A 7,735-nucleotide genomic window follows, 5' to 3' on the forward strand; every position below is an offset into this window, starting at 1 on the left:
ATGAAAAGCATTTTAAAATTGGTAGTCTCGAGTTGGATGCTGTGGATTTCTCCACAGCTTTCCGCTCAGGCTATTTCAACCTATACCAATGAAACCATCGACGAATGGATTCAGGAGCAGGAAGCTGAAGTTTCAGATTTGAAAAAAGACAACAACGCCATGATTTCCTGGGCTAATGACACAAAGTCTCCTACTGACTTGGTTTTTGTATACCTACATGGATTTGGTGCCAGTCGAATGGAAGCAGAGCCAGTGGTTTCCAAATTGGCAGAAGAATTTGAAGCCAATGTGTTTTATGCCAGACTCAAAGGACACGGCAGAAGTGGAGTGGAAGGCTTTGAGCAACTGACAAAAGAAAACTATTTACAATCCGCTGAAGAAGCTTTAGAAATCGGAAGACTACTTGGAGATAAAGTGGTTTTGATAAGCACGTCAACAGGGGGCACCTTGAGCCTTTATTTAGCTTCTAAATATGAAGATATCGCCGGATTGGTCCTGTATTCACCTTTTGTAGGACTTAAAAACCCCATGATGAGCCAGATTACGACTCCTCAAGGCCGGGAGATGTTCAAATCTATGATTGGAGGTGAAGTTCAGAAAATGGACCGTTCCGAACCAGAATCCAACTACTGGTCAACCGAATACCATATCAATGCCTACGTTGCACTCATCGGTATGCTTAAAGAAACCATGACTCCTGATACTTTTAATGCTGTGACAGCGCCTGTTTTTATGGCGTATTACTATAAAAGCGAAGAAGAACAAGATCAGGTCGTCTCTGTTTCAGCTATGCTTGAAATGTACGACCAATTAGGAACTTCGGAAGAACTAAAACTGAAACAAGCTTTTCCAGAAACCGGGAATCATGTCATCGCCAGTGAATTGAGATCCCAGGATTGGGAATCAGTTTTAGAAGCCTCTCAAAATTTTATTCAGGAAAAAATCAAAAAGTAATGAACTATCTATTTATGCTTTTACTCACCTTACCCTCGTTGCATGCTCAATCTCAAAAAGAGACCGCAATCTCAAAATCTACGACCTATGCATTCGATCTTCAAGGGCATCGTGGAGCCAGAGGACTCGCAACTGAAAACACACTGCAGGCCTTTCAAAAAGCCTTGGAGCTTGGGGTAAACACGCTTGAACTCGATGTGGTTGTTACCAAAGACAATCAGGTAGTCGTCTCTCATGAGCCCTGGATGAATGCAGATATCTGTCTAGACTCCGATGGTAACGCCATCAAAAAAGATGACGAAAAGGCCTTCAATATTTATCAACTGACTTATGAGGAAGTCAAAGCCTTTGACTGCGGCAGCAAGCTTAACCCTGCGTTTCCAGAGCAGGAACTAGAATCGGCTTACAAACCTTTACTCAAAGAAGTCCTAAACATGGCGGATAGCCTGAGTAAAAATCACGGTAAGAAGATCAAGTACAACATTGAATTGAAAAGCCTTCCCGAAGGCGATGGGATTTATCATCCAAAACCAGCGGATTTTGTTAAACTCGTGATGGAGGTGCTTCAAAAAGAAACCAAATTGAAACGGGTGAATCTACAAAGCTTTGATTTCAGAATATTACAGGAATTATACAGGTCCTATCCAGAGGTAAAACTCGCCGCTTTGGTATATAAGTCAGACCTTGAAACCGCCTTGGTAGATTTAGGGTTTGTTCCTGAGATTTATAGTCCCTATTTTCCTTTGGTTACTAAAAAGCTGGTCAGTGAAGCCCATGACTTAGGAATGAAAGTCATTCCATGGACCGTCAATGAGACAGAACAAATGAAGACCCTTCTTAAATTCGGCGTTGATGGTCTTATCACCGACTATCCAGACCGCGCATTGAAGCTGAGGATGAAGAAGTAGTGGATAGAATTGAGTCTGTGAGTTGTTAGTTAACTAGTTAACCGGTAGACTGGTCGACCAGTTCACTGGTATAATAACTACAGATAATTATTTAAACTTTTAATATACTTTTATAATATACCAAAAGAGTATATATTTGTGATATTAATAAGCATATGAAAACCGTATCTTTAAAAATAGACGATTCAATTTTCGGTGAAACCGAAAAAATCCTTGGTAAAATCAAAAAACCACGTAACCGTTACATTAACGAGGCTCTAGATTTATATAACAAACTTCAACGCAAGCAAATCATCGAACAAAAACTAAAGAAGGAGTCAGAACTTGTTAAGGATGATTCTATGGCTGTGCTTAAAGAATTTGAAAAAATCGAAGATGCAGATTAAGCAATTTGAAATTTGGATTGCAGATTTAAATCCTCAAATTGGAACCGAACCCGGTAAGACACGGCCCGTCTTGGTTATTCAGACCGATTTACTCAACAAAGTATCTCACCCGTCAACTTTGGTATGCCCTTTAACGACCAATGTCAAAAAAGGTTCAGAAATATTGAGGGTTCATGTTAAAGACGGAGTTGCAAACGTAAATCAGCCTTGTGATATTATGATGGATCAAATTCGTGCGATTGATAACAAAAGACTCCTTAAACGTGTAGGTCTATTACCTGAAGAACTATCCAATGTAGTGAAAGAAAATATCAAAATCATAACGGATATCGACTAAATTAGCAAGTCAGCCAGTATATTATTCAATTAGTCAACCAGTTCAAACGCTCTAACATGTGATTGATTTTCTTCTATTGAAACCAATAGCTTTGGTGAGATTCACTATTGGATTAATCCATCCTGAAGGGATGATATAGTTATTAAACCTTGGTTCTATTCGACCCTGATAGGGTCGTATTCATTTCTAGCTTCATAAGCTATAATCATATAAATCCTTGGGATTCTTTATTCTAGCTAGAGCATTTGAAGTAATCAAATAGTCCTGTTTAAACCAGTCAACTAGTCTCACTGCTAGCGCGAGCCTGCCTTTGTCGTCAGACAGGCATCTTGCTCGTGCCAGTACGGTCAGTCCTGCCTCGTGGTTCGTGGTTCCTGATTCGTTATTAGTTGTTCGTTGCTAATTGGAAGTTTCTCTATACTCCTTGTTCTTTTCTCTATTTTTACTCACTACTCACTACTCACTACTCACTACTCACTTGTCCTGTCTCGTGGTTCCTGATTCCTGATTCGTTATTAGTTATTCGTTGCTGGTTTATTGTTTCTCTTTATTCTATGCTCTTTGTTCTTTTCTCTATTTTTACTCTTTACTTATTACTCTTTACTTTCTCCATCAAAACTCCAATAATTAAACTTACTTTTGCAGCGCAGGTCGCCCTATCGCTGTCCCGAATCCCGATCCCGATAACAATCGGGATCGGGACGGGAGAGAGGAAAGTCCGGACACCATAGCACAACATAGCGGGTAACGCCCGTCGCCCCGTCCCGATCCCGATAGCTATCGGGACAATCGGGACGGGGAAGGACCAGTGCAACAGAAAGCAAGTACAGTTCGGCTGTAGTGAAATCGGTAAACTCTATGTGGTGAAATGTTATGTAAACCAAGGCTTGAGGGTTGTGCGCCCGATCTTGGAGGGTAAACAGATTGAGGTTTTTGGCAACAAAAATCCTAGATAAATGATAGGGTCCCGATACCTATCGGGAACAGAATCCGGCTTACAGACCTGCTTTTTTTTCTTTTTTTGATTTTGTGTACAACACATGTTAAAAGGTCACGATATTTGCTTCAACCCCCGTCCTGTCTGAAAGCGGATGTCTGGTGAGGAAGACGATTAAAAATTTTTATAAAAAAAATGGAGGCTTCAGGCAACGCTGAAGGCTTATCCATCGTCTATACTAATAGACACATCTTCGTAACGTGAAACTGATAAAGCTACATAAAGACCTCGAGCAAAACATCCGGGAGGCCTAGCGCCACAACCAGAAGGCCCAATACCGGCTTTACCGACAGTTTGCTCCCAAAATGCTCTCGGTCTGCAGGCTTTACATTTCAGACCTTTATCATGCCGAAGATGTGATGTCCACCGGCTTTGTGAAAGTCTTTAAAAATCTGCACCGCTTCGAAAACAAGGGGAGTTTTGAAGGCTGGGTCCGCCGCATCATGGTGACCACAGCGATTGATTTCATCAGACAGCAAAAAAACATCGAATTCTCTACCGATGAGGTAGAACACTTTGAAGGGGTCCAGATGCCAGGCCTGACCGAGTGGTCGGTGGAGGAGCTGCAGGAGGTTATCGACGAACTGCCGGAAGGCTACAGGCTCGTATTTACCATGCATGTGATCGAAGACTACTCGCATAAAGCCATTGCAGAAACGCTCAGTATTACGGAAGCGACTTCCAGGTCGCAGCTGTTTAAAGCCAGGCGACTGCTCAAAACAAAATTAGAAACCTTAAGCGCCTCAGCTCATGGACAAGTTTAAAAACGACATACAGCATAAATTCAACCAGCGCGAAATCCAGCCAACGGAGGAAGCCTGGGGGAAAATCACGGGAGAATTAGCCAGTTCCCGCACACGTAAAACGAAAGGCCTGTGGCTTTGGAGCGGCATTGCCGCCGGGTTTATCGGGCTCCTCGTTTTACTTTCTCCAGCTTATTTTTCTGTTTCTACAGATGAGGGACCTGTGGTCAATTCAGAAGAAAAGCAAACTCAGGAAATGAAAGCTGAAAGACCAGTTATCGTATCTGTCATTCAACTTCAACCTAAAGCGATAAAAGCTTCATTCGTTCAGTTTCCCAAATCAAAACTAAGAATCGAAGCACCTAAATCTATTAGCAGCAGTACCCTAAAACCTAAGCATCTAAAAGCTAAAACCTTACTGGCTGAGGTAGAGCAGGAGCTGGAAGAAGAGCGATTCCGTCAGCAGAATTTAAGCGAAATGGATGCCTTATTAGCACAGGCCAGAGCCGATTTATCCACGAAGAGGGATAAACAGATTTTCGATCAGCTCTCGGCAGAAAGCCTTTTGGCCGAGGTGGATACCGATACTAACGGCTCATTCAAGGATAAAATCTGGAAGTTAATCGAAGTGAATTTCAATGAATTAAAGTCTAGCCTGGGGGCTAGGTAGTTATAATTTAATACAGATATGTTGGCGCCCAATTTATAGACATACCTGTTGTATTAATCCAATGTTCAACCTTAAAAAAACAAAACATCATGCCAATAAAAATCACCCTCTTTTTAGCCCTTTTAGTCAGTTTATGCAGTGCTCAACTGACTGCCCAAAACCGAGATTTCTCGGCGTTTGCCGAAGATGAAAAACAGGAATTACAGGCACTCCTCAGCAGGATTGAAACCGAGGAGAAAAGCCTGCTGAAAGCTAAAGTTAAGGATATCAATACCCAACTGGAGAACGGCGAACTCACTGCTGAAGAGGCTCAGGACCTTAAGCTTGAAGCTGCTGAAAACACGGCCATTACTATTTCGAAAGCACAGGACCTGGTGTATGACTGGGCCGCTTTCCAAAAGAGAAAATATGGCGAAGTCAGTTTTGAACAGTTTGAAGATTATGTGTCTTACCTGTCCATAATTGACGAGCTGGGGTTAAAACCGACGAGCTTTACATTCGATATTTTTACAATATCCTCAAAAAAGGAATCTGAAAGGACAACAGACTATAAAGAAAGAGATTTGCCTTATTCCCCAAGAACAGACTCTGACTTAACTATTGGTATTTCTTTCAATAATGCCGTGCTGGAGGGAGGAAGTTTAGACGATACCCCCTTTAAGTTTGGCGGGAGTCGCAGTTTTGAAATTGGTTATGAATGGAGCACTCGGGTGTTTAAGGAAACCAATTTCCTGCGCATCAACTACGGAGTTGCTCTTCAGTTTAATGGCTTAAAGCCTAAAGACAACCAAATTTTTGTCCAAAATGGTGAGCAAACCGAACTGGAAACCTATGCCTTTGATCTGGAGAAATCTAAGTTCAGAATGGACAATTTGATCATCCCAATTCATTTTCAGTTTGGAAGTTCTAAAACCAGGCTTCTGGATAACGGCAATAAACGCTTTAGCGATCATGATTTCAAAATCGGAATTGGAGGTTTTGCAGGAATTAATATACTCAACACCCAAAAACTCAAATTTGACGATGGCAGAAGAGATGAAAAACTTAAACAGCGCGATGATTTCAATACCAATAACCTGTTATACGGGTTAAGCACCTATATCGGCTGGGAAGATTTTGCCGTGTTTGCTCAATATAACCTCAATCCTATTTTTACCGACAATATCCGGGATTTGAATAACTTTCAACTGGGGGTGAGGTGGAACTTGTAAGGGTACTGCAGAGGCAGATGTCATTTCGACGACAGGAGCTTGCCTGCCTGCGTTTCCTTGGCAAAGGCAGGGAATCTTTTGTCTCTCGATAATCAAAGAGTCTTCAGTCAATGAAAAAGCTCCTTAGAATGACATTGCTTGTCATTCTAAGGAGCTTTTTTTACATTTTACCGACCTGCGTGTTTCTTAAGATTTGTATGCTTTCCGCTCAATTCCTAAGCCTTTTGTTGAAGCGTATAGTTCCGAAAGCAGAGCCTTACCGAAACTTTTTTAAATGTCATATTTGAATTTTTATTCAGTAAAACCCATGGAAGAAGTGGGTCTTACTCCTCAATGCTGTGCTTTTCAGGCGATGTTTAAAAATCTTAAAAGTTGAACAATCTATTTTAAATTTAACGTATTGAATGATTTTTTTTTTTAATTTAGGGTCACTAACATATAAAACAACACTTATGAACGAATTAGGAAATGCGAATTTTGAGAATTACATTGGTTTATACCAGGGGTTCAGTGAGATGGCTTACCAGATGGTTGCTCATGTTTTGACGTTGGGCTATGCCGTGATGCTGGCCGGCTTATTATACTTTATACTGACCATCAAATCGGTAGCACCAAAGTATAGAATATCCTCTGTTTTATCGGTTGTGGTTATGGTTTCAGCATTTTTACTGCTGTACGCGCAATCCAACAACTGGACCAGCAGCTTTGTTTTTGACGCCGAAAGGGGCCTTTACTTTTTAGGTGCGGGTGAAGATTTATTCAATAACGGATACCGTTATCTCAACTGGCTGATCGATGTGCCGATGTTACTTTTCCAAATTTTATTTGTGGTCAGTTTGACCAAATCGAAATTTAGCAGTATCAGAAATCAGTTTTGGTTTTCAGGGGCTTTAATGATTATTACCGGTTATATCGGTCAATATTATGAAGTGACGAATCTTCCTGCTTTCTTTATCTGGGGTGCTATTTCTACCGCATTTTTCATCCACATTTTATTTGTTATGTATAGGGTGATCAAAGAAGGTAAAGAAGGAATTCCTGATAAAGGCAAAAAGATTTTACAGAGCATTTGGGTATTGTTCCTCTTCTCGTGGTTCTTATATCCAGGCGCTTATCTCATGCCACATCTATTGGGTATTGAAGGTGGATTCTTTAATGAAGCCGGGGTTGTAGGACGACAAATGACCTTTACCGTTGCAGATATAGCTTCTAAAGTTATTTACGGTGTGCTTCTAACCAATTTAGCTATGGTTTTAAGTAAAGCTGAAGGGTATAAGCAAGAGGCTTAACCCCTCTTAAACCTATAAGATTGAAAAGGTTCCGGCATTCAGCCGGAACCTTTTTTTGCTTTAGGCTTGCCTTGTCTTTCCGACGACAGGAACCTGCCTGCGTTTCCTTGGCAAAGGCAGGCCTGCCTGCCGACAAAGGAGGGGAATCTTTTATATCGAATCCTTAATGCTTTTCGATAGTAGAGATTCATCAGTCGACTGTAGTCTCCTTCTGAATGACAGTGATGCATGTCATTCCGA

General features: G+C 41.2%; 7 protein-coding genes, 1 other RNA gene and 1 pseudogene. All 9 read left to right on the plus strand.

What is annotated here, in order from left to right:
* Positions 1–954, plus strand: a complete 954-nt coding sequence (locus BLP81_RS03715) for an alpha/beta hydrolase (protein WP_093365859.1) — start codon at positions 1–3, stop codon at positions 952–954.
* On the plus strand, positions 954–1,862 hold the full coding sequence (locus BLP81_RS03720; RefSeq protein ID WP_093365863.1) for a glycerophosphodiester phosphodiesterase: 909 nt from the start codon (positions 954–956) through the stop codon (positions 1,860–1,862). The genes BLP81_RS03715 and BLP81_RS03720 overlap by 1 nt, the downstream gene beginning before the upstream one ends.
* 155 nt (positions 1,863–2,017) lie before the next feature.
* Positions 2,018–2,248: a hypothetical protein gene (locus BLP81_RS03725; protein ID WP_093365869.1), complete on the plus strand. Its 231-nt coding sequence runs from the start codon at positions 2,018–2,020 to the stop codon at positions 2,246–2,248.
* Positions 2,238–2,585 carry a type II toxin-antitoxin system PemK/MazF family toxin gene (locus BLP81_RS03730; RefSeq protein WP_093365872.1) on the plus strand — a complete coding sequence of 116 codons (348 nt, stop codon included), beginning with the start codon at positions 2,238–2,240 and terminating at the stop codon, positions 2,583–2,585. Before BLP81_RS03725 ends, BLP81_RS03730 begins: the two co-directional genes overlap by 11 nt.
* 643 nt (positions 2,586–3,228) lie before the next feature.
* Positions 3,229–3,599: RNase P RNA component class A (gene rnpB, locus BLP81_RS03735), an RNA gene on the plus strand.
* 273 nt (positions 3,600–3,872) lie between these two features.
* Positions 3,873–4,346, plus strand: a pseudogene (locus tag BLP81_RS03740) (RNA polymerase sigma factor); the annotation flags it as partial.
* A complete protein-coding gene (locus BLP81_RS03745) occupies positions 4,333–4,995 on the plus strand; it encodes a hypothetical protein (RefSeq protein ID WP_093365875.1) in 663 nt (220 codons plus the stop codon). The pseudogene BLP81_RS03740 and the gene BLP81_RS03745, both read left to right, overlap by 14 nt.
* 89 nt (positions 4,996–5,084) lie before the next feature.
* Positions 5,085–6,206 (plus strand): coiled-coil domain-containing protein, encoded by a 1,122-nt coding sequence (locus tag BLP81_RS03750; protein ID WP_093365878.1) that lies wholly within the window; start codon positions 5,085–5,087, stop codon positions 6,204–6,206.
* A 452-nt stretch (positions 6,207–6,658) separates the two neighbouring features.
* Positions 6,659–7,495, plus strand: coding sequence for a bacteriorhodopsin (locus tag BLP81_RS03755; protein WP_245686405.1), 837 nt, complete (start codon positions 6,659–6,661; stop codon positions 7,493–7,495).
* The last annotated feature ends 240 nt before the right edge of the window (positions 7,496–7,735 follow it).

This window comes from Psychroflexus sediminis (assembly GCF_900099815.1).
GTDB lineage: Bacteria > Bacteroidota > Bacteroidia > Flavobacteriales > Flavobacteriaceae > Psychroflexus > Psychroflexus sediminis.